A 20,465-nucleotide genomic window follows, 5' to 3' on the forward strand; every position below is an offset into this window, starting at 1 on the left:
GTTTTGGGTTTTGTAGGGTGCGCATTTATGCGCACCTGGTCAAATTAAGCCAATTTCTGCTGCAAAAATGCCATAAACACCCGATTGATCTCACTGCGCTGGCGATGCTGCGGATAGAGTGCATTGAGATGCAGCGAGGTCGGTTGCCACTCTTCTAATACCGTCACCAGCTCACCGCTTGCCAGCGCCGGCGCCACAATAAACTCCGGCAACAGAATCAGCCCGAGCCCGGCAACCGCCGCGTCACGTAACATTTCCCCGTTATTACTCACCATCGGCCCATGCACGCTAATCACTTTGCGCTGGTCGCCATTAAACAGTTCCCAGCCGGTTTGGCTTTCGCGTCCGTAGCGTAAACACAAATGCTCGCTCAGCTCCTCCGGCGTACGCGGCGCGCCTGCGCCTTGCAGGTATGATGGGCTGCCGCAGATCACGCGGCGAAACTCGCCCAGCCGCTTAGCGATCAGGCTCGAATCGGGCAGCGTACCGATGCGAATCGCCATATCAAACCCTTCACCGACCATATCGACATGCCGATCCGCCAACTCAACCTGAAACTGCAAACCCGGATGCAAGCTAAGAAACTCGGCAATAAACGGCGACAGATGGCTGATGCCAAACGACATCGGCACGCTCAGGCGGAAGCTGCCTTGTAACACCTGGCGACGCCCCGATACCGCCAGCTCGGCTTCCTGCACATCATCCAGAATGCGCTGCGCGTGCTGCGCAAACAGCTGGCCGTTATCGGTCACCGACAGCTTACGCGTGTTGCGATTCAGCAGTCGCGCGCCGAGTGACTCCTCCAGCGCGGCGATGCGGCGGCTGACATACTGCTTTGACAGCATCAGCTGTTCAGCGGCGGTGGTGAAGTTACCGGCTTTAATCACGGCTACATAAATGCGGAGATCTTCAATCTGCATATTGTCCACTTATCGGTGACAGTCATTGTCATTATGACGCATTGTTAGGCAAATCAGTTTACGTATACTTATCTGCAACGGGAAGGGCAATCGCCCCCCAACAGCAAATTTGAGGAGCAGACCATGATTGAACAACGCCTGTCAGAACAACGCGGAGTGGGTGACCACGGTTGGTTGAATTCGCATCATACGTTCTCTTTCGCCAGTTACTGGGATCCAAAACAAACCGGCTTCTCAGATTTGCTGGTGATCAATGATGACCGCGTTGCACCGGGTCGCGGCTTTGGTGCGCATCCGCACAACAACATGGAGATCATCTCCTACGTGCTGGAAGGCGCGCTGGAGCATAAAGATTCCATGGGCACCGGTTCGGTGATTGTGCCGGGTGATGTGCAGCTGATGAGCGCCGGTAGCGGCGTGACGCACAGCGAGTTTAACCACTCGAAAACCGACAACGTGCACTTCCTGCAGATCTGGATCGTGCCTGGCGAACGTAATTCACCTCCGGGTTATCAGCAGGTTTCGGTGGCGGAAAGTGACAAACGCGGTCAGCTGCGCCTGATTATTTCGCCGGAAGGGGAAAACGGTTCGCTCAGCGTGCGTCAGGATATCCGCATTTATGCCGGCCTTTTTGACGGTGTCGAGCAGCAAACCCTCGCGCTGGATGCCGATCGTTACGCCTACATTCACGTAGCACGCGGCAGCATCGAAGTGAACGGCGTGAAGTTCAAAGAAGGCGACGGCGCACGCGTTCGCAACGAAAGCGCGCTGCAGTTTGCTAATGGTGATGATGCGGAAGTGCTGGTGTTTGATCTGCGTCCGCTGGAAGTGAATCATCCGCAGCGTTAATGATTAAAAACAATACAAAGAGCAGTGCGAGCCATCGCGCTGCTTTTTTTTATGTGCGATCACAGCGGTTGTAACACTTTTTCTTAACATTAATTGCAGTGATTAAGATCGCAATAATTATTTCCATACTCTCTTTAATAGTTAGCCAATGAACCTAAGCATCACGGCTTAACATGGAGAGGGCAGCATGCAAGAAAAAATCCCCGGAACGCGCTGGTATCGCGTCATCGCCCCGATTCTCATCACCTGCATTGTCTCATTCATGGATCGCGTCAATATCAGCTTTGCGCTGCCTGGCGGCATGGATCAGGATTTGGCGATCACCAGCCAAATGGCCGGCGTGGTGAGCGGCATCTTCTTTATTGGTTATCTGTTTTTACAGGTGCCGGGCGGACGTATCGCGGTGAATGGCAGCGGCAAACGCTTTATTGCCTGGTCACTGACCGCGTGGATGGTGGTGTCGATCGCCACCGGTTTTGTCACCAACCATTATCAGCTGCTGGCGCTGCGTTTTGTGCTGGGGATTTCCGAAGGCGGCATGCTGCCGGTGGTGTTAACCATGGTTAGCAACTGGTTCCCGGAAAAAGAGCTGGGTCGCGCCAACGCCTTTGTCATGATGTTCGCGCCGTTAGGCGGCATGTTCACCGCGCCGATATCGGGTTACATCATCAATGTGCTTGACTGGCGCTGGCTGTTCATTATTGAAGGCCTGCTTTCCGCCGTAGTGCTGCTGGTGTGGTGGCTGGTGATCGCCGATCGTCCTGAAGAGGCGCGCTGGTTACCGGCACGTGAAAAGGAATATTTGTTGCGCGAACTGGCGCGCGAAAAGGCACAGCATCTGCAAAAGGAACCGATCAGCAAAGCGCCGTTGAAAGCGGTGTTTCGCAACTCGGGCCTGATGAAGTTGGTGGCGCTCAACTTCTTCTATCAAACCGGCGATTACGGTTACACGCTGTGGCTGCCGAGTATCCTGAAAAATCTCACCGGCACCAATATGGCGGGCGTCGGCCTGCTGGCAGCGATTCCTTTTGTGGCGACGGTGCTCGGCATCTACGCCATTTCATGGTTAAGCGATCGCACCGGCAAGCGCCGTTTGTGGGTGATGGTGTCGCTGTTCTGCTTTGCTGCCGCCTTGCTGGCGTCGGTGGTGCTGCATGACAACGTCGCCGCCGCCTATATCGCGCTGGTGGTGTGCGGCTTCTTCCTCAAAGCGGCAACCAGCCCGTTCTGGTCGATTCCCGGACGTATCGCTGCGCCAGAAGTGGCGGGCAGCGCGCGTGGCGTAATCAATGGGTTGGGTAATCTGGGTGGATTCTGCGGACCGTACTTAGTCGGGATCATGACGCTGCTGTATAGCCAAAATGTGGCGATTTGCTGGCTGGCGGGTTCGCTGGTGATCGCGGGAATCTTTACGCTGTTACTGCCGAAAGAGTGCGATATCAATCCATCTGAAACGCGCCGACCTATGAAAGAAAATCATTTGATGAGTGTGAAACACTGAGTGAAGCGAGGCTGGCACTATTCTGAATATTAACAGTAGAAAGTCATATTAAATAAAAGGGAGCGCCTGATGAGGTGCTCCCTTTTTAATGCATCAATCAATCGACAGATTGTGAATAGCTAGCGCAGCGCGCGCCGCTTCTTTGCCTTTCTTAATAAAATGCTCGGTATAGAAGTTTTCGATAACATCAACCGGCTGGAAATTATGCGGCGTTAATGACACGGAGAACACCGGCACATTGGTGGTCAGCTGCACATTCATCAGGCCATCAACCACCGCAGCGGCAACGAAATCATGGCGATAGATACCGCCGTCAACCACCAGCGCGGCGCAGACAATCGCATCGTATTTGCCGGTTTCGGCCAGACGCTTAGCCAGCAGCGGCATTTCAAATGCGCCAGGCACTTCAAGCACTTTTAATTCTGCTTCTACGGATTGATCGGCTAATTCTTTTTCAAAACCCACCAGGGCATTATGGACAATTTCTTTGTGCCAGCCGGCTTTAATAAATGCAATTTTAATATTCTTCATGGATATTCCGACATCACCTGTAATTGGTTCTTGCGCATAAAATAATGTGTTTGTATACCATATGTTACGTTTGTGATCCACAAAGCCCAGGTAGCGATAAATGCCTTGCTGCTTATTTCCCTGTAAACGATCTGGTTATTCCGCGCTTGACGGCGACCATCGCCTGCAATACAAATAGACGCGTCGGGGGAGTCTCGCCAAAGAGACTGAGAGGCTAATAGCGCACTGCGCGGCTTAGCGACCCTTTGAACCTGACCCAGTTGATACTGGCGTAGGAAGACTGACAGTCTTGTTCTTTGGGCTGTCTGGCGCTCAGGCAAGCTCGATGGTTGCGCCATTTCCCTTCTCCTGTATCTGCGGGTCTCAGCTAACACTGAGAGGCCGATGTGAATTCCCCCTTTTTGAACATCCCGGAACCGGCGCTGTGAGCCGCTGGAGCGTGCTCGGCTGCGGCGTGGCGGGTTTGTGCGTGGCTACCTTGCTGGCGGAACGCGGCGAAGACGTCGAGGTGATTGGCGATGATGCGCGTCGCCCGGCATCGTGGTTTGCTGGCGGCATGCTGGCGCCCTGGTGTGAAGCCGAAAGTGCGCCGCGCGACGTCATCACCCTAGGACAACACGCCGCCGCATGGTGGCAACAGCGCGTCAGCAGCGTCAAGCATCAGGGCACGTTGGTGGTTGCGCCGCCGCGCGATAGCCAGGAACTCAACCGTTTCGCCCGTATGACCGAGCAGCACCAATGGGTCGATCCCGCCGATATCGAACCGGCGCTGGAAGGGCGCTTTGCGCGCGGTCTGTTTTTCGCCGGGGAAGCGCATCTCGATCCGCGTCTGGCGTTGCAGGAGATGCGAGACAAGCTGATCGCCCACGGCGTGCCATTCAACAATCACGCGCCGAGCGGCCAGATTATCGATTGTCGCGGCATCCACGCCGCGCCGGAACTGCCGCGCCTGCGTGCGGTGCGCGGCGAAATGCTGATTCTGCACAGCGAAGAAGTGCAGTTTTCCCGCCCGATTCGTCTGCTGCATCCGCGTTTTCCCTGCTATCTGGTGCCGCGTCGCGGTGGCCACTTTATGCTCGGCGCCACCATGATCGAGAGCGACGATGCCAGTGCCATCAGCGCGCGCGCCATGATGGAGTTGCTCAGCGCCGCCTACGCCATCCATCCGGCCTTAGCCGAAGCGCGCGTCATTGAAAGCGGCAGTGGGCTGCGTCCGGCTTATCCGGCGAATCTGCCGGAAATCCACTATCACAATCACATCTTTTATCTCAACGGCATGTATCGCCACGGTTTTCTGCTGGCACCGATGCTGGCAGAGCAGCTGATGCAGCGTCTTTCTGGGGAACTTAAAAATGAACATTCAGCTTAACGGCCGCCTCATCAGCACGCAGGCAAAAAGCCTGAGCGAATTGCTGATCGAGCAGCAAATCGACGTGGCCTGCGTCGCCACCGCCTACAACGGTGCGTTTGTGCCAAAAAGCCAGTACCACACGCAGTTGCTGGATGAAGGTTGCCAGCTTGAAGTGCTGTCACCGATGCAGGGAGGTTAAGCGATGTTTTACGATTTTGACCCACAATCACGCTTCCTGCTTGGCACCGCCGGTTATCCTTCGCCCGCCATTTTGCAGCAGGCGATTGCCGCCTCCGGCACCGATATCATCACCGTCAGTTTGCGGCGCGAAGGCGCGGCGGGCGCGGCTTTCCGCGAACTGCTGACCGGCCTCAACATCCGCGTGTTACCGAATACCGCCGGTTGTCACACGGTGAAAGAAGCCGTCACCACCGCGCACATGGCGCGCGAACTGTTCAACACCGCGTGGATCAAGCTGGAAGTGATTGGTCACGCCGACACACTGCAGCCCGATCCCTTCGCACTGGTTGAAGCCGCGCGCATCCTCAGCGCAGAGGGTTTTCAGGTGTTTCCGTACACCACTGAAGATCTGATCGTTGGCGAAAAGCTGCTGGCGGCGGGCTGCGAACTGTTGATGCCGTGGGGCGCGCCGATTGGTTCCGGTCAGGGCTTGCGCAACATCGACGGTCTGCGCGCCATGCGTGCGTGGTTCAGTGACATTCCGCTGATCATTGATGCTGGCATTGGCGCGCCGTCGCAGGCGGCGCAGGCGATGGAGATGGGCTTCGATGGCATTCTGCTTAACACCGCCGTCGCCAAAGCGGGCGATCCGATCGGCATGGCCAACGCCTTCCGTTTGGCGATTGAAGCCGGGCAAGCCGCGCGCGCTGCCGGATTGATGGAGAAGCGCGATATGGCAGCCGCTTCCACGCCGATCTTTGGCCTGGCAAATCTGAGTTGAGGCAGGAAAACATGCAACGTTATCAACGCCAGATGATGCTGCCGGAAATCGGCGAAGCAGGGCAGCAGAAGCTGCTCGACGCGCGCGTGCTGGTGGCGGGTGCGGGCGGATTGGGCGCCACGTTATTGCCGCAGCTGGTGGGCGCGGGTGTTGGCCATATTCGACTGTATGACGACGATGTGGTGGCGCTACATAACCTGCATCGGCAAACGCTGTTTACTGAGCAGGATATCGACCAGCCCAAAGTGCTGCGCGCGCAGCAGGCATTGCAGCAGCGTAATCCGCAAGTGCAGATAGAAGCAGTGCAGCAGTCGCTGAGCGCTAGCAATGTGCAGCAGGCGCTCGCGGGCTGCGATCTGGTGATCGATGCCGCCGATAACTTTGCCGTCACCTATCAACTTTCGGATGCCTGCATGAAGGCGGGTATTCCGCTGATCAGCGCCTCGGTGTTGGGCAGGCAAGGTTACGTCGGTGGATTCTGTGGCGGATCGCCGAGCTATCGCGCGGTATTTCCGCGCTTGCCGTCATCGGCGGCGAACTGCAACACCGCCGGCGTAATGGGCCCGGCGGTGGCGACGCTCGGCGCGATGCAGGCGCAGATGGCGCTCAGCGTGCTGCTGGAGTTACAGCCTTCACCGCTTGGTTGTCTGGTGAATTGCGACTTCGTGAACTGGCATTTCCGCCAGTTCCGCTTTGATGATGCGGAAGAGCCGGAACATGCGGTGCCGTTTATCGACCCGTCAATGCTTGCCGCCGATGACTGCATTGTCGAGCTGCGCAGCTGTGAAGAAGCGCCGGTCAGCGTGGCGGATGGCGTTGAGCGCATCTTGCCGCAGGCGATTGCGGCGTGGCAGCCGCCCGCCCAACAGCGCATCGTGCTGGTGTGCGCCAGCGGCATCCGCGCCGCGCAGGCCGCTAACACGCTGGCGCAGCGTGGATTTCATCAGTTGGCGATTCTGGCGGCCAATCGCCCATGAATCAGGACATTTTCTTCAACGATGTGAGTTTTAGCTGGGGCGATAAACCGCTGTGTCAGCGGCTGAACCTGCAACTGCGCGGCGGCAAAACCACGGTAATGCTGGGGCGCAGCGGCATCGGCAAAAGTACGCTGCTGCGGTTGGTGGCCGGTTTACTCAAGCCGCAGCAGGGCGCGGTGCAGGGCTTAAGCGGCAATGTGGCGTGGATGGGCCAGCAGGATCTGCTCTATCCGTGGCTGACGGTGCTCGACAACGTGATGCTGTCGGCACGGCTTAGCGGCGAAAAGCCAGATCGTCCGCGCGCGTTGGCGCTGCTGGAGCAGGTGAAACTCAGCGACGTGGCGCATGCGCCGCCACAGCAACTTTCGGGCGGCATGCGGCAACGCGTGGCGCTGGCACGCACGCTTTATGCGCAGCGCGACGTGGTGCTGATGGATGAACCCTTCGCCACGCTGGATGTGATGACCAAACTCAGCCTGCAAACGCTGACTGCCGAATTACTGCAGGGTAAAACCGTGCTGCTGGTGACGCACGATCCGCTGGAAGCGTGCCGCATGGCCGATGACATTCTGCTGCTGCAAGGCCAGCCGCTGGCCATCGAAAGCTGGCCGGTTCCCGCCGGTGACGCGCCGCGTGCGTTTGATCATCCCGACGTGCTGCAGGCGCAGGCGCAACTCTTCTCCCGACTGAATACCTATGAAAACATTGTTTAGCGCGATCTACCTGATCGTGGTGCTGCTGTGCGGCTGGTTGCTGGCGCGTCACAGCGGCGTGCCAACTTTCCTGCTGCCCGCGCCGCAGGCAGTGCTCGAAGCGCTGTGGCTGCATCGTCAACTGCTGTGGCATCACGCGCTTTATACGCTGGCGGAAATTGTGCTGGCGCTGCTGCTGGGCGTTGGCGCGGGCGTGACGCTGGCGGTGCTGATGGCGGCCAGTCCGCTGCTGCGTCGCGTGCTGTTTCCGCTGGTCACCGCCAGCCAGGCGATACCGGTGTTTGCTCTCGCGCCGCTGCTGGTGCTGTGGCTCGGTTTTGGTATCGCCTCGAAAGTGGTGGTGGCAGCTTTGATTCTGTTCTTCCCGCTGTGCTTATCGCTGTTCGATGGATTGTGCCGCACACCGGGCGGCTGGCTGGAACTGGCGCAAACCAGCACGTCATCGCGCTTCCGTATCTTCTGGCGTGTACGTTGGCCCGCCGCGTTACCGCAATTTTTCTCTGGCCTGCAAATGGCGGTGGTTTTGGCTCCGATTGGCGTGGTGATTGGCGAATGGGTTGGCGCCAGCGAAGGGCTCGGCTATCTGATGATGCAATCCAACGCGCGACTGGAAACTGCCACCAGCTTCGCAGCATTGCTGCTGTTACTGATTCTGGCGCTGCTGCTTTCGGGCAGCGTGGCGCTGATGCGTAAGAAAATCCTCTGGCAATCTACATAAGGAAGTACCGTGAATACCCTACGAATCGCATTGACCGCGTTGCTGCTGCTGGCGACCGCTAACGTGCAGGCTGCGGAAAAAGTTCGCCTGCTGCTCGACTGGTTTATCAACCCCAACCACGCGGCGATTTTTGCTGCCCAGCACAGCGGCGCATTTAAGAAAGAGGGGCTGGATGTGGAGATGATCGCGCCCGCCGATTCCGCTTCGGTGCCATTGCTGCTGGCGGCAGGCAAAGTCGACCTCGCCATCAGCTACCAGCCGCAGCTCTACACGCTGGTGGATAAAGAGGTGCCGGTGATCCGCGTCGGCACGTTGATTAATCAGCCGTTGAATACGCTGACCACGGTGTCAGGCGATATCCACTCGCTGAAAGATTTCGCTGGCAAAACCATCGGCTACGCGGTGCCGGGCACCGAAGATGTGGCGATCCGCAATATGCTGAAATCACAGGGCGTTGATGCTGACTCGGTGAAGCTTATCAACCTGAATATGGATGGCACCTCCGCGCTGCTGACGCACAAGATTGATGGCGCGATGACTATCTTCCGCAACTACGAGCTGCTGGATCTGAAAGACAAAGGCGCCAAGCCAACGGTGTTCAAGCCGGAAGATTACGGCGTGCCTGCTTATGACGAGCTGATCATTGTGGCGAACCAGAAGACCGCTGCTCAAGACAAACGTATTCCGGCGTTTTTACGTGGTCTGGATGAAGGTGTGGCGTGGCTGCGCGCGCATCCGCAGGAAGCGTGGCAGGCGTTTATTAAACAATATCCCGAGCTGAATACGCCGCTCAATCACGAAGCGTGGCAGGCAACGCTGCCGTATTTCGCCGCTCACAGTGCGGAATTTGATCAGGCACGTTATCAGGCGTTTGGTGAATATATGAAGGCCAATGGCGTGATTAAGGATGTGGCGCCGATGGCGCGATATTCACTGCAATAATTTCAACCAGGTGCGCATGAATATGTAGGGTCGCCATTCATGGCGACCGCTCTCACATAAAGAATTTCCCTTGCACCCGCACTTATTTTTGATAATGATATTTATTCTCAACTATCAAGTGATGGACAACCTGATGCGTTTCCCCGCTCTTTCTCTGCTGCTTAGCCTGTTTTTCATCTGCACCCATGTACAAGCCAGCGCCGATTGGCCGCGCACTATCGGCACACCGAAAGGCCCGTTCACGCTGCAACAGCCGCCGCAGCGTATTGTCTCTACCAGCGTCACGCTGAGTGGCACCTTGCTGGCGATTAACGCGCCGCTGGTCGGTTCCGGTGCCACCAGCCGCAGCAGCAGCGTGTCGGATGCGCAGGGCTTTTTCACGCAATGGAGCGCGGTGGCCAAAGCGCGTCAGGTTAAGCCGCTTTACATCTCGCAGCCGAACGCCGAAGCCATTGCTGCCGAAGCGCCAGATTTGATCGTGATTGCTGCCACCGGCGGCGATTCGGCGCTGCGCCTTTACGATCAACTGCAAACCATCGCCCCGGTGTTAGTGATCGATTACGGCGATAAGAGCTGGCAAGCCCTGGCTTTGCAGCTGGGTGAGATTACCGGCCATGAAGCCGATGCTAAAAAGGTGATTGCAGCGTTCGACCAACGAGTAGACGCGGTGCGTCACAAGATCACGCTGCCGCCGCAGCCGACCTCTGCGCTGGTCTATTACGAAGATGGACGCGGAATGAACTTGTGGACGCCAGCATCGGCGCAGGGCGCGCTGTTACAGGATTTGGGCTTTACGCTGGCCGCACCGCCCGCCAGTTTTCAGGGCAGCACCAGCATGGGTAAGCGCAATGACATAATTCAGCTGAACGGGGAAAACATGGCCGATGACATCACCGGCAACACGCTGTTGTTGTTTGCTGCCGATGAGAAAACCGTGCCGCAGGTGGCGAAGAATCCGTTCCTCGCCCATCTGCCTGCAGTACAGCAGCACGACATCTTTGCCGTGGGTAACGATACTTTCCGCCTCGATTACTACAGCGCCAGCAATATGCTCAGCAGCATCGAGCGGCAGTTTAGCCGTTAAGCATCTGCCGTAGCGGCTTGCGGCGCGTCCGGTTGTTCACCGAGGCGCGCCGTACGCAGGCCGCGCGCCGCCAGCGACAGCAGCACCAGCAATCCCGCCGCCAATCCGCCAAACCACAGCACGCTGCTGAGCGGTGCCAGCGCCCGAGCCAGCGCACCTAAACCTAATGCACCAACGGAATCACCGGTGACATCCTGCGCGGTCCCGAGGCTGTTGACGCGTCCCAGCAGCGCATCCGGCGTGTGATGCTGCGTCAGCATAAACTGCAACAGCGAGGCGATGGCATTGCTGTAGCCGTAACACACCAGCGCCAGCAGCGCGGGCAGCAGATGGCTATAAAGGCCGAGCGAGGCGATGCAGGCAAACGCCAGCAGCGCGCAGCCAATCAGCACCCATCCGGGACGCACCAACTGCTGCACCCAGCCGCTGGTAAAGGCACCGATCATTGCACCCAGCGGCACCGCCGAGTACATCAATCCTAATGCGGACGCATCAGCGTGATAGGTCAGCGCCAGCGCCGGGAACAGAATACGCACCGCGCCAACCATACTGAGCAGCAAGCCAACCAGCACTACCGCGCCGACCACTTTATGCTGGCAGACAAACTGCATGCCGCTTGCCAGCGCGCGCAGCGGATGTTCGGGTTCCTGCTGTTCGGGCTTCATCGACGGTAAACGCACCAGCGGAATCAGCGTCGCCAGCGTGCCAATCGCGGCGACCGCAAAAGCCCAACCGACACCCGCCGCGACGATGATCATACCGCCGAGCGCGGGCGACAGAATCGCGCCGAGGCGCACCGTTAGCATGCTGAGCGCACCGGCTTCTGCCAGATGTTCACGTCCAACGATTAATGGGATCACCGCCATTAGCGCTGTCATGCCAAGCGCGCCAAAGAAGCCATCCCAGAAAGCGAGGAAGTAGAGCGCCAGCAACGACGGCGCTGGGCTGAAGGCATTGAGGCTGAGCAGCACAAAGCCGATGCCGCAGGTGCCACGCGCGAACAGGATTAGCTTGCGGCGATCGTAACGATCGGCGAGCACGCCGCCGAGCAGCAGGCCGATGAACATGCCGATGCCGTCGAGCATTACTGCTACGCCGACCTGCAGGGTGGAGCCAGTCATTGCCTGAATTTGCACCGGCACGCCAACCGCCAGCATGCCAAGGGCGAATACCGAGAGCATGCGCGCGCAGAATATCGCGCGGAACGATGCGTTGTTTTTAAGCAAACTGAAATCTAAGAATATCGAGGGCTTAGCCATGATTCTCCAGTGTATTTGAACGAGGTCGCCATTAATGGCGACCCTACGGTGCGCGGTTGTTGCCGGTCGCCATAAATGGCGACCCTACAAAAACGTATCTAACCTCAACCTGCCAACAAACGATTAATCAACGGTCCCAGTACCTTTAACGAATCCGCCGAAAGAATATCGGCGTGCTCGCAATCCAGCGGGAAGATGGTCAATTCATCAACGAACGGTGCCCAACTGGCGCGCACATCCATACCTTGCGGCAGCGTTTTCTCGGCCATAAACAGCGTGGCATTGCCGGCGTAACGCGGCGTGCGTGCTTCGGCGAGGCGTGCGACCGCGTCTTTGTAGTTAGCGACGATGGTGCTAAACATCGCCGCCTTCTCCTCACGCAGCAGCGGATCGCGCTCATCTTCGGTCGCAGCCATAAATTCGGCCTGCTCGCGCGCCACTTCCTGTTCTGCTTCGTCGGCGTCCGGCGTGCGCCAGTCCTGACCTTCTGCCGGATAGGTATCCAGCAGACCGAGGAATGCCACCGTTTCACCCTGCGCCTGCAAACGTGCCGCGATGCCTTGCGCCAGCGTGCCGCCGAGTGAATAGCCGAGCAGGAAATAAGGTCCGCTCGGCTGCTGCTGGCGAATCACCTGCAGATGGCGTTCGCACATCGCTTCCACGCTGTGACACGCAGCAATCACACCATGTGGACGCGGCGATTGCAGGCCGACAATCGGGAAGTCGCCGTCGAGATAGTGCAGCAGGGCGCTGTACTGCCAGGCGAAGCCGGATGCCGGGTGGATGCAGAACAGCGTCGGGCCGTGACCGGCACGCAGCGGCAGCAGTTCGCCGTTACCACCGCTTTCACTGTTGGCACCGCCGTCGAGCAGTGCCGCCAGTTTCTCCACGCTGCGCGCGGCGATGATCTGCCCAACGCTAAGTGGCGGCACCTCACGACGACGCAGTTCCGCCGCCAGACGCATCGCCAGCAGCGAATGACCACCGAGCGCAAAGAAATCGTCATCGGCAAATACGCTGTCGCAACCGAGCAATTGCTGGAACAGATCCGCCAGCAGACGTTCATTGGCGCTGTGCGGCAGGCGACCGCTGCGCGCGTTGAGCTGCGGCATCGGCAGCGCTTTGCGATCCAGCTTGCCGTTGGCGCTGAGTGGCAGATTGTCGAGCAGCAAATAGCTGACCGGCTGCATATGCGCCGGCAGACGTTCGCCCAGCTGCTGCTTCACCGCGTCGATATCCAGCGCCACGCCCGTTTCGGCCACCAGCCAGCCGAGCAGCTGACGGTTATCGACGCCCGGCGCCGAGTGTTGCGTCAGCGCGCGCGCCGCGACCACTGCCTGCGCTACGCCCGGCAGCGCCACTAACGCCTGTTCGATTTCACCCGGCTCGATACGCTGTCCGCGCATCTTCAGCTGGTCGTCGCTGCGACCGAGATACTCAACCACACCGTCGGCGCGCCAGCTGGCGATATCGCCGGTGCGATACATGCGCTCGCCTTCGGCAAACGGCGCGGCGACAAAGCGCTGTGACGTAAGGTCGGCACGATGCAAATAGCCATCGGCCAACTGCACGCCGCTGAGATAGAGATCGCCTGGCACGCCAACCGGCACCGGACGCAGCAGGCTATCGAGAATATGCAGCTGCGTGTTCCACACTGGACGACCAATCGGCACGCCCGGTCCGTTGAGGCCATCCAGCGCGCTGCCGCTGGCCGGCTGCCAGGTGACATCGACGGCGGCTTCGGTTGGGCCATACAGATTGTGCAGCGGCGCAGCGATCACCTCCTGATAGCTGCGCGCCAAATCGCACGCCAGCGCTTCACCGCTGCAGAATACGCGGCGCAGCGTTGGGCAAGCCCGTTCGGTTTGCGCGGCGAGATGGCCGACAAAGGCCGCCAGCATCGAGGGCACAAAGTGCAGGGTGGTCACGCGATAATCGTCGATCAGCTGCCACAGCGCCTGCGGATCGCGATGTGCCTCCGGCGGTGCCATCATCAGCTGCGCACCGGTCATCAGCGGCCAGAAGAATTCCCACACCGAAACATCAAAGCTGCACGGCGTCTTTTGCAACACCACGTCGTCAGTGCGCAGCGGATAGCTGGCCTGCATCCAGCGCAGGCGATTGACGATGGCGCGTTGATTCACCACCACGCCTTTCGGTTTACCGGTTGAGCCCGAGGTATAAAGCACGTAAGCCGGGCGATTAGCATCCGCCTGCGGCAAAGGGTGACGCGGCTGAAGCTGCTCAACGGCTAAGCCATCAAACATCATTAGCGTGCCAAATGTGGCGAAGCGGGTTTCCAGTGCGGATTCGGTGATCAGAACCCACGGCCGCGCATCTTCCACCATGTAAGCCAAACGTTCATCGGGATAACCGATATCCAATGGCAAATAGGCTGCACCCGCCTGCAGGATGGCGGTGAGCGCGATGCTGAGACGCACCGAGCGCGGCAACGCCACGGCAACGATATCGCCCGGCATCACGCCCGCTTCAATTAAGCGATCCGCCAGCAGCATGGCCTGACGCTGCATTTCGCCGTAGCTCAGACGATGCTCCATATCCATCAGCGCCAGCGCATCCGGCGTGCGTGCCGCCTGCTGGGCAATCGCCTGTTGCAGGGTTTCATTTTCCAGCTGCACGCCGGTGTTGTTGACCCAGGCGAGCAGCGATTGCTCAGCCAGCGTTTGCAACTTCCACTGTGTCAGCGGCAGATCCGGCGTGCTGACCAGCTGTTGCAGCAGCAGTAACAGCCGCTCGGCCAAACGTTCCGGCTCGCTGACGCAGTCGCGATATTCCATCAGCAACGTCAGCTGTTCGCCCGGCAGCACCAGCAGCGTTAGCGGATAGTGCGTGTAACCACGGTTGTGAATCGCTTCGCAGCGCACGGCGGCGTTGGCGTCCAGCAGCGTTTGGTTGTCCGGATAGTTCTCCACCACCAGCAAGGTATCGAACAGCGTTCCGGCACCGACCAGCTGCTGGATCTCGGCGAGACCGAGGCAATCCTGCTCAATCAGCTGGATTTGCTGTGCCTGATGATCGGCGAGCTGCGCCAGCAATGGACGCTGATGATCGAAGCGCATGCGCACCGGCAGCGTGTTGCTGAACAGGCCAACGTGCTGATCGATGCCGTCAATCTGGCCAAAACGGCCAGAAACCGGCGCACCGAACACCACGTCTTGCTGGCCGCTGGCGACCGACAGCATCAAGCCCCACAATCCCTGCATCACGGTGTTCAGGGTTAAGCCGCGCGCCCGGCACAGCGCATAGAGTTCCCGCTCCAGCGTGGCATCCAGCGTAATGCGCTTTTCGTTGACCGCGCTGTCGGCGGCCTGCGGATAGAGCAGCGTCGGACGCACCTCTTGCAGGCATTCTTGCCACTGCTGCCGCGCTTCCTGGCTGTCGCGCTGGCTGAGCTGACGCACAATGTCGGCGTAGCTGCTGCTGTGCGCGGGCAAAGTGTGCTGGCGCAGCGCGCTCAGCAGATCGTTGAGGATCACCGGCGTTGACCAGCCATCCACCACCAGATGATGCGCGTTGAGCAGCAGCGTCCAGCGCATGCCATCGCGATGGGCGATCAATGTGGCGTGCAGCATGATCGGCTGGCTAAACAGATCCTGCGCCAGCGCCTGATGTTCCAGCGCTACAAGGTCATCTTCGTCGGCTAGCTGATGCAGCGTCAGCGGCCAGTGCAATTCCGTTTCAGGTATCAGCTGTAGCGGTTGCAGGCTGAGTTCGGCATCGAAGCGCGCGGCCAGCTGCGGATGGCGCTGTAGTACCGCGTCGAGCGCAGTTTGTACCGCTGCGGCGCTGATGTCGCCGCTGATTGTCAGGCGGGTTAACGAGTTATAGCTACCTTGCTGCGCGGTGGTTTGCGCGTGGAACAGCAGACCTTTCTGCAACGGCAACAGCGGCAGCGCATGGCTGAACGCGCCGTGACGCGCATGCAGCTGTTGCAGCAACGCATCATCGACGCCATCCAGCGCCACCTCAGCGGCCACCAGCGTATTGGCGGCTTGCTGCGGCTGCTGGTGTGCCAGCGTGATCAGAGCCTGTGCGGCAGCGGCCATTGCCTGATGCAAATCGGCAATCGCCTCGGCGTTCAGCACGCCGTCCGCCCAGCTCCAGTTCAGCGCCAGTTGCGCCGCGTTCGGCTGCTCCTCAACGAAGACGTTGAGTTCCAGCGCATGCTGCAGCGGCAGCGCTTCATCCTGCAGCACCGCAAAGGTGTCGCGGAACTGCTGCGCGGTGCGCTGTGGCGACCAGTCACCGCTACGCGGCGTGAAGCGTCCAAGGTAGTTAAACAGCACCTGCGGCGCGTGTTGTGCCGCCAGTTTTTCCAGCGTCACGCCGCGATGGGCATCGAGCCAGCGCAGCTGCCCGTAGCCAATACCGCGATCCGGCACCGCACGCAGTACCGCTTTTACAGCGCGTACGCACTCATTGAGCGGCGCGTGTGGATTTTCTGGCAACGGCAGCAGCAGCGGGAATTCCGCCGTCAGCCAGCCAACGGTGCGCGCCAGATCCTGCTGCGCATGCAGTTCGGCTCGGCCATGCGACTCCAGCGTGACGCGCTGCTGTGCGCTGCCGTTAAGTTGGCGCAATGCCATCGTCAGCAACGTCAGCAGCAGCTCTTCGCTGGTGGCGCGATAGTGTTGCGGCAGCGTGTTAAGCAGCGCGTGCGTGGTGGAGGCATCGAGCAGCGTGCGTTGATGCTGTTGACGATCGCTGCGCTGAATCGCTCGATCACCGATAAGCGGCAGCGGTTCGGCCAGCATCTGCTGCCAGAATGGTAACTCGCTGGCGCGCGCCGAAAGGTTCGCCAGCAGCGCCGCCGACCAGTCATGCAGCGAGGTTTCCTCGGCGGGGATCACCAGCGGCGTGTTATTGATCAGCGCGTCACCGGCCTGTTGCAGCTCATCCAGCAATACGCGCCAGGAGACGCCATCAACAATCAGGTGATGCAGCGTTAGCACCAAACCACAGCTGATGCCGTCTTGTTGTAGCAGCGTGGCGCGAAGCAGCGCGCCGTTTGCCGGATCGAGCGCCTCAGCATCTTCGCTAAACGCCTGTTCTGCTGCGCGGTCGCGTTCCTGCACTTGAAGCGCACGAGCACGGGCAGGGCGCGACGCCAGCGCTTCGCCGACAATCAGCTGGTCACCGCGCGTAAAGGCAATGAGCGCCGGATGCGCCTGCGCCAGCTGATCAATCAGCTGTTCCAGCTGTGCGAGCTGCAACTGCGGCGGCACCGACAGCAGTACACCGTGCGCAAAGCGCGCATTGATACCGGCTTGCGCATTGAACCAGTGCAAAATCGGCAAGCCGCCAATCGCGCCCTGTTGCGCCACGCGCGCGCCGGTGTGGTGCTGCGCCAGCGGCTGCAAACCCCGCGCCATGCGTGCGGCGGTGCGTTCGGCGAAGATTTCGCGTGGACGCAGCAGATAACCGGCGCGACGTGCGGCGGTGCTCAGCCCCATTGCGGAGATGCTGTCGCCGCCGAGTGCGAAGAAATCATCTTCCGCGCCAATGCTCTCCAGCCCCAGCAGGCTGGCAATCGCGTGGCAAATCAGCTGCTCCTGCGGCGTGCTGGCGGCGCGACTCTGGCTCTGCTGCGCCTGTTGCGGCTTCGGCAGCGCCTGGCGATCAATCTTGCCGTTAACGTTGAGCGGCAACTCGTCCATTACCATCAACACCGCAGGCACCATGTAATCCGGCAGCTGCGTGGCCAGCTGCGCCAGCAAACGGGCGCTGAGATCGGTATCGGCGCGCAGCACGTCATCCTGCACCGAGCAGTAACCAATCAGGCGATGCGTAGCGCCCATCACTTCGGCGATCACCACGGCGGTGCTGACTTCCGGCAGCGCCACCAGCGCGTTTTCCACTTCACCGAGTTCAACGCGGAAGCCGCGCACTTTGATCTGGTGATCGGTACGCCCAATAAACGCCAGCTGACCATCCTGACGCCAGCGCATCAGGTCGCCGCTGCGGTACATCACATCGCCATCGCGGAAGGGATTGGCGACAAAGCGTCCGCTAGTAAGATCGGGACGGCGCAGATAACCGCGCGCGATGCCGGTTCCGGCGATATACAGCTCGCCAGCGCAGCCAATCGGCACCTGACGCAGCTGGTTATCCAACAGATAGACTTCGCTGTTGCCCACCGGACGACCAATCACCGGCTGCGGTGACGCCATGACGCTGGCACCCAGCGTATCGATGGTGTATTCCGACGGGCCGTAATAATTGTGGATCTCCATCTGCTGCTGTTGCTGCATCAGCTTCCACAGCGTTGGCGTGGCCGCTTCACCGCCAATCATCACAAAAGAGGGACGATGGTTATCGGCTTCCAGCAGGCCGCTGTCGATCATCTGCGAGAAGAACGACGGCGTGATATCCAGCAAGTCAACCGGCAACGCATTCATCTGCTGAATCAGGCCCCACGCATCGCGGCGCAGTTCTTCGTCGAAGATATTCAGCTCGCAGCCCATTAGCATGCAGAACAGCGGTTCCCATGAGGAATCGAACGAGAAGGAAGCGGTGTGACCGGCGCGCATGCGGCGCGGGCTGCTGGCGGTGAAGCGCGCAATCGCCGGACCGAACAGATGCTCGCGGTGCGACAGAAACAGGTTGAGCAAACCTTGATGGGTGCTCATCACGCCTTTCGGGCGGCCGGTTGAACCCGAGGTGTAGATCATGTAGGCCAGATCGTCACCGCACAGTTGGGTGTCAGGTCGCGCGGTGGAATAATCGCTCAACGCAAGCTGGTCAATCATCAGATGCGGCAACTCAGGCATTTGCGCCAGCGTGCTGGAGTGCGTCAGCAGCAGCTTAGGCTGCGCGTCATCGCACATCAGCGCCAGGCGTTCGCGCGGATAATCGAGATCGAGCGGCATATAGGCCGCGCCGCTCGCCAGCACGCCGAACATCGCTACCAGTGAATCTACTGAACGCGGAATACCAATCGCCACCACGTCGTCTGCTTGTAAACCGCGTGCGATCAGCAGATGCGCCAGTTGCATCGCGCGATCGGCGAGCTGGCGATAGCTCAGGCTGCGATCGCCGCACACCACCGCAGTTTGCTCGCCGTATTGCTCAGCGGCTTGTAGCAGGATATCGACGATGGTGCGGGTATTTGCGGGCGGCACGATGGTGGGTCCGGTCGACCAGCGTTGCAAATCAATCTGTTCCTGCGGTGCCAGCAATGACAGCGCGCCTACGCAAATGCTGGCATCCGCCGCGAACTGAGTTAGCAGATGGCTGATGCGATCGGCATGACGTTGTAGTGTTTGTGCATCGTAGCGGCGCGGGTTTGCTACCAGCGTGAGCTGCAATGCGCCATCGCGGAAGCCGACTTCAAACTCCAGATCGTCCACCGGGCCCATCGCCAGCGTGTGCGTTGGGGTAGGCTGGCCGTCGAATTGCAGATCGTCATGGTAAACCTTGACGTTAATCACCGGGCCATACAGCGCCTGGCTGCTGCCGACCAGGCCGAGATCGCGGCGCAGCTGTTCTGCTTCATAACGTTGATGGCGACGCGCTTTGCGGATTTCGCCCTGCACCTGCTGCACCAGCATCGGCAAGGTCATCTCATCGCTGACGGTGAAAATCAGCGGCAACACATTGACGACCGGGCCGAGGGTGGAAATTGCCGCCGAACCCATGCGGCGCATAAACGGGAAGCCAATCGACAAACGCTGGTTGTTGCTGAAGCGGGCCAGATAGGCCACCAACAGCGCACTGACGATATCGCCTTCACTGCTGTCGGCCAGTTGTTGCTGCTGACGCAGCGTGGCCAGTTGCGGCAGCGTCACCTGACAGCTGATCGGGCGATCGCCGCGATCGCTCACATTTTCGCTGGACAGCGTCAGGGTTTCTGGCAGATCCGCCGCATAGCTTTGCCAGTGGCTGGCGGAGCGGGCAAAAGCAGGCGAATCCTGCCACTGCTGAATCTCTTCAATCACCGTGGTGAACGGTGTAAACGGCGAGGGCGCGGGCGTTGCTCCGGCGCAAAGGGCGGCGTAAATCGCCGCGACGCGTTGGGTCAGCGCTTCAAAACTGAAGCCATCCACCAGTAAATGGTGATAGCGCTGATACCACAACCAGCTACCGTCGCCGATACGCATCAGCGCGTGACGATAGAGCGGTTTGTCGCCGTCGGCGGGCAGTTCTGCGGCGAGATCCGCCTGCATCAGTTTGTGTGCCTGTCTGGTGGCACCGGCGCGCTGGCTGAAATCATGCCATTCCGGTGCGACCGGCGCTTGCGCACCAAACCACTGCGCCGGATTGCCATGCTCATCCAGGCCGAAGCGCGCCTGCACGGTATCGGCTTCCGCCATCGCTTGCTGTATAGCGCTGTCCAGCGCCGCGCGATTGATGTCGCCGTGCACCACGCTGTAGTGCGCCACGGTAAATTGATTGCGCTGCTGCGCAATGCTGTCAGCGATCCAGATGCCGGGCTGCGCCGCGACTAAAGGATAAGGTTGGTTGAACGTTGCCAAGAGACAATTCCTGTCTAATTCCCGTCATCCTTCAAGCTGCAGCTGCGTTGGCTACATGCGTTCACCCCAGTCACTTACTTCAGTAAGCTCCTGGGGATTCGCGCACTTGCCGCCTTGCTGCAACTCGAATGATTTTGGGAATAAATTATTGAAAGAAAATAAGG

Annotated in this window: 14 protein-coding genes and 1 riboswitch; of the genes, 10 read left to right on the forward strand and 4 right to left on the reverse strand. The window is 59.5% G+C overall.

The annotated features are described in order from the left end of the window. Positions 1-44: 44 nt before the first annotated feature. Positions 45-920, reverse strand: a complete 876-nt coding sequence (locus ACXIZX_RS24515; RefSeq protein ID WP_479405323.1) for a LysR family transcriptional regulator — start codon at positions 918-920, stop codon at positions 45-47. Between the two features lie 123 nt (positions 921-1,043). On the opposite strand from ACXIZX_RS24515, the gene ACXIZX_RS24520 reads away from it, so the two are divergent. After that, complete coding sequence (locus ACXIZX_RS24520; protein ID WP_479405324.1) at positions 1,044-1,769, forward strand: pirin family protein; 726 nt, start codon at positions 1,044-1,046, stop codon at positions 1,767-1,769. A gap of 187 nt (positions 1,770-1,956) precedes the next feature. After that, positions 1,957-3,270: an MFS transporter gene (locus ACXIZX_RS24525; protein WP_479405325.1), complete on the forward strand. Its 1,314-nt coding sequence runs from the start codon at positions 1,957-1,959 to the stop codon at positions 3,268-3,270. Positions 3,271-3,363: 93 nt separating this feature from the next. Here ACXIZX_RS24525 and ACXIZX_RS24530 read toward each other — a convergent pair whose 3' ends face one another. Next, entirely contained in the window at positions 3,364-3,801 is a 438-nt protein-coding gene (locus tag ACXIZX_RS24530) for a 6,7-dimethyl-8-ribityllumazine synthase (protein ID WP_061719087.1), read from the reverse strand. Between the two features lie 175 nt (positions 3,802-3,976). Beyond that, a riboswitch (TPP riboswitch) is annotated at positions 3,977-4,096 on the forward strand. Between the two features lie 129 nt (positions 4,097-4,225). On the opposite strand from ACXIZX_RS24530, the gene ACXIZX_RS24535 reads away from it, so the two are divergent. From ACXIZX_RS24535 to fepB, 8 genes are all read left to right on the forward strand, one after another. Continuing rightward, complete coding sequence (locus tag ACXIZX_RS24535; protein WP_479405326.1) at positions 4,226-5,170, forward strand: FAD-dependent oxidoreductase; 945 nt, start codon at positions 4,226-4,228, stop codon at positions 5,168-5,170. Further along, entirely contained in the window at positions 5,154-5,351 is a 198-nt protein-coding gene (gene thiS / locus ACXIZX_RS24540; protein ID WP_179452382.1) for a sulfur carrier protein ThiS, read from the forward strand. The genes ACXIZX_RS24535 and thiS overlap by 17 nt, the downstream gene beginning before the upstream one ends. Before the next feature lie 3 nt (positions 5,352-5,354). After that, positions 5,355-6,113, forward strand: a complete 759-nt coding sequence (locus tag ACXIZX_RS24545) for a thiazole synthase (protein WP_008110718.1) — start codon at positions 5,355-5,357, stop codon at positions 6,111-6,113. 11 nt (positions 6,114-6,124) lie between these two features. Beyond that, positions 6,125-7,090, forward strand: a complete 966-nt coding sequence (locus tag ACXIZX_RS24550; protein WP_479405327.1) for a ThiF family adenylyltransferase — start codon at positions 6,125-6,127, stop codon at positions 7,088-7,090. Further along, positions 7,087-7,803 carry an ABC transporter ATP-binding protein gene (locus tag ACXIZX_RS24555; RefSeq protein WP_479405328.1) on the forward strand — a complete coding sequence of 239 codons (717 nt, stop codon included), beginning with the start codon at positions 7,087-7,089 and terminating at the stop codon, positions 7,801-7,803. The genes ACXIZX_RS24550 and ACXIZX_RS24555 overlap by 4 nt, the downstream gene beginning before the upstream one ends. Beyond that, a complete protein-coding gene (locus ACXIZX_RS24560; RefSeq protein WP_061719093.1) occupies positions 7,787-8,521 on the forward strand; it encodes an ABC transporter permease in 735 nt (244 codons plus the stop codon). Before ACXIZX_RS24555 ends, ACXIZX_RS24560 begins: the two co-directional genes overlap by 17 nt. 9 nt (positions 8,522-8,530) lie before the next feature. Then, positions 8,531-9,463, forward strand: coding sequence for an ABC transporter substrate-binding protein (locus tag ACXIZX_RS24565; protein ID WP_179452378.1), 933 nt, complete (start codon positions 8,531-8,533; stop codon positions 9,461-9,463). A 133-nt stretch (positions 9,464-9,596) separates the two neighbouring features. Beyond that, a complete protein-coding gene (fepB, locus tag ACXIZX_RS24570) occupies positions 9,597-10,547 on the forward strand; it encodes a Fe2+-enterobactin ABC transporter substrate-binding protein (protein ID WP_479405329.1) in 951 nt (316 codons plus the stop codon). Here fepB and entS read toward each other — a convergent pair. Both entS and ACXIZX_RS24580 read right to left on the reverse strand, forming a co-directional pair. Next, the gene (gene entS, locus ACXIZX_RS24575) at positions 10,544-11,806 is read right to left on the reverse strand and encodes an enterobactin transporter EntS (protein WP_479405330.1); all 1,263 of its coding nucleotides are present in this window, start codon (positions 11,804-11,806) and stop codon (positions 10,544-10,546) included. The two genes, fepB and entS, sit on opposite strands and share 4 nt — an antisense overlap. A 104-nt stretch (positions 11,807-11,910) precedes the next feature. Further along, positions 11,911-20,301: an amino acid adenylation domain-containing protein gene (locus tag ACXIZX_RS24580; protein WP_479405331.1), complete on the reverse strand. Its 8,391-nt coding sequence runs from the start codon at positions 20,299-20,301 to the stop codon at positions 11,911-11,913. Between the last annotated feature and the right edge of the window lie 164 nt (positions 20,302-20,465).

The organism is Candidatus Pantoea symbiotica, from assembly GCF_056491525.1.

Excerpts from the sequence above, each read along its gene's own strand:
- ACXIZX_RS24515 (WP_479405323.1), bottom strand. The coding sequence starts at position 920 with ATGCAGATTGAAGATCTCCGCATTTATGTAGCCGTGATTAAAGCCGGT.
- ACXIZX_RS24520 (WP_479405324.1), top strand. The coding sequence starts at position 1,044 with ATGATTGAACAACGCCTGTCAGAACAACGCGGAGTGGGTGACCACGGT.
- ACXIZX_RS24525 (WP_479405325.1), top strand. The coding sequence starts at position 1,957 with ATGCAAGAAAAAATCCCCGGAACGCGCTGGTATCGCGTCATCGCCCCG.
- ACXIZX_RS24530 (WP_061719087.1), bottom strand. The coding sequence starts at position 3,801 with ATGAAGAATATTAAAATTGCATTTATTAAAGCCGGCTGGCACAAAGAA.
- thiS (WP_179452382.1), top strand. The coding sequence starts at position 5,154 with ATGAACATTCAGCTTAACGGCCGCCTCATCAGCACGCAGGCAAAAAGC.
- ACXIZX_RS24545 (WP_008110718.1), top strand. The coding sequence starts at position 5,355 with ATGTTTTACGATTTTGACCCACAATCACGCTTCCTGCTTGGCACCGCC.
- ACXIZX_RS24550 (WP_479405327.1), top strand. The coding sequence starts at position 6,125 with ATGCAACGTTATCAACGCCAGATGATGCTGCCGGAAATCGGCGAAGCA.
- ACXIZX_RS24555 (WP_479405328.1), top strand. The coding sequence starts at position 7,087 with ATGAATCAGGACATTTTCTTCAACGATGTGAGTTTTAGCTGGGGCGAT.
- ACXIZX_RS24560 (WP_061719093.1), top strand. The coding sequence starts at position 7,787 with ATGAAAACATTGTTTAGCGCGATCTACCTGATCGTGGTGCTGCTGTGC.
- fepB (WP_479405329.1), top strand. The coding sequence starts at position 9,597 with ATGCGTTTCCCCGCTCTTTCTCTGCTGCTTAGCCTGTTTTTCATCTGC.
- entS (WP_479405330.1), bottom strand. The coding sequence starts at position 11,806 with ATGGCTAAGCCCTCGATATTCTTAGATTTCAGTTTGCTTAAAAACAAC.